Genomic DNA, 2155 nt, shown 5'->3' on the forward strand with positions numbered 1-2155 from the left:
GGGACAATCAAGTGGACTACCGCTTTTTTCTTGGCTTTAAGCTCATGGTTACGGAAGAACAGCTCAATCTGAAGAACATCAAAAAATCGGCGTGGCTGACGTTCACAGAATTTCTCCATGAAGTGAACCACACGCTGATGAGTGATTTTGTTTCCATGCCGAATGATGAAATCAACCGTTACATGAAAATGGAAAAGTTACTGGAAAATAAAATCTCCCGTCGCTTTAAGGTGCGTCGCTTGGAAATCAATGATTTTGGGTATCTCATGGAACATCTTTACGGAAGGGACGGTATCGCTTATGAAGATTATGAGTACCAGCTACCAAAGAAGAACTTGCAGAAAGAAACGCTGATAAAATACTACGACCTTATCCGTCCGACAAGGTGTGTGATTGAGGAAAGCCAGCGGTATTTACGATTGGAACATGAGGACAAGGAAAGCTATGTGTCCTACTTTACTGTCAATGCGATTGTTGGCGAGCTTGATTTTCCGTCAAGTGAAATCTTCTATTTCCAGCAACAGCAATTCACATTCCCCGTTGATACTTCTATGAATGTAGAAATCGTGGAGAACCGAAAGGCTCTTACCACAGTAAGAAATAAGAAAAAGGAATTGAAAGATTTGGATAATCACGCCTATCAAGCAGGAAGTGAAACCAGTTCTAATGTGGTGGACGCATTAGACAGCGTGGACGAGCTGGAAACGGACTTAGACCAGACAAAAGAAAGTATGTATAAGCTCTCTTATGTGGTGCGTGTATCGGCTGATGATTTGGACGAATTAAAACGCCGTTGTGATGAAGTCAAGGATTTTTACGACGACCTCAATGTAAAGCTGGTGCGTCCTGCTGGGGATATGCTGGGGCTTCATTCTGAATTTTTACCAGCCAGCAAGCGATATATCAATGATTATGTGCAGTATGTAAAATCAGATTTTCTAGCAGGGCTTGGTTTTGGTGCGACACAGCAGTTAGGAGAAACTACGGGTATCTATATGGGCTATTCTGTTGATACGGGAAGAAATGTGTACCTGCAACCGTCCCTTGCCAGTCAAGGTGTAAAAGGTACAGTTACCAACGCTTTAGCGTCTGCTTTTGTCGGTTCGCTTGGCGGTGGGAAATCGTTCTGTAACAATCTTCTGGTATATTACGCGGTGCTGTTTGGCGGTCAAGCACTTCTGTTAGACCCTAAAAGTGAGCGTGGCAACTGGAAAGAAACACTTCCAGAAATCGCCCATGAAATCAATATCGTAAACCTAACAAGCGATAAAGGCAATGCAGGACTTCTTGACCCGTTTGTGATTATGAAGAATGTCAAAGACGCTGAAAGTCTGGCAATCGACATTTTAACATTCCTTACGGGTATTTCCTCTAGGGACGGCGAAAAATTTCCTGTGTTACGTAAGGCGGTTCGTTCCGTTACCCAGAGCGACAAACGAGGCTTGCTCCATGTGATAGACGAGCTACGCCGTGAAGATACGCCCATAGCAAGAAATATCGCAGACCATATCGACAGCTTCACGGACTACGACTTTGCACACCTGCTGTTTTCAGACGGTACGGTAGAAAATGCAATCAGTCTGGATAACCAACTCAATATCATTCAAGTAGCGGACTTAGTATTGCCAGATAAGGACACGACCTTTGAGGAATACACGACCATTGAATTATTGTCGGTGTCTATGCTGATTGTGATTAGTACCTTTGCCCTTGATTTTATCCATTCGGACAGAAGCATTTTTAAGATTGTCGATTTGGACGAAGCGTGGGCGTTCTTAAACGTGGCACAAGGCGAAACTTTATCAAATAAGCTGGTTCGTGCTGGACGGGCTATGCAGGCAGGCGTTTATTTTGTTACACAATCTTCTGGGGACGTGTCAAAAGAAAGTCTGAAAAACAATATCGGCTTGAAATTCGCTTTCCGTTCTACTGACATCAACGAGATAAAGCAGACCCTAGAATTTTTCGGTATTGACAAGGACGACGAGAACAACCAGAAACGGCTTCGTGATTTGGAGAACGGACAATGCTTATTGCAGGACTTATACGGGCGTGTCGGTGTAGTACAGATACACCCCGTCTTTGAAGAACTGCTACACGCCTTTGATACCAGACCGCCCGTACAGAGAAATGAGGTGGAGTGATGAAAGAAAGG

At 43.9% G+C, this 2155-nt stretch carries 1 protein-coding gene; it reads left to right on the forward strand.

Annotation, left to right across the window (positions count from 1 at the left end; all coding sequences use genetic code 11):
- On the forward strand, positions 1 to 2144 hold a 2144-nt coding region (gene tcpF, locus WMO18_RS10790; protein WP_367286604.1), incomplete at its 5' end, for a conjugal transfer ATPase TcpF.
- Positions 2145 to 2155 lie beyond the last annotated feature (11 nt).

The organism is Ruminococcoides intestinihominis, assembly GCF_040096285.1.
Lineage (GTDB): Bacteria > Bacillota > Clostridia > Oscillospirales > Acutalibacteraceae > Ruminococcoides > Ruminococcoides intestinihominis.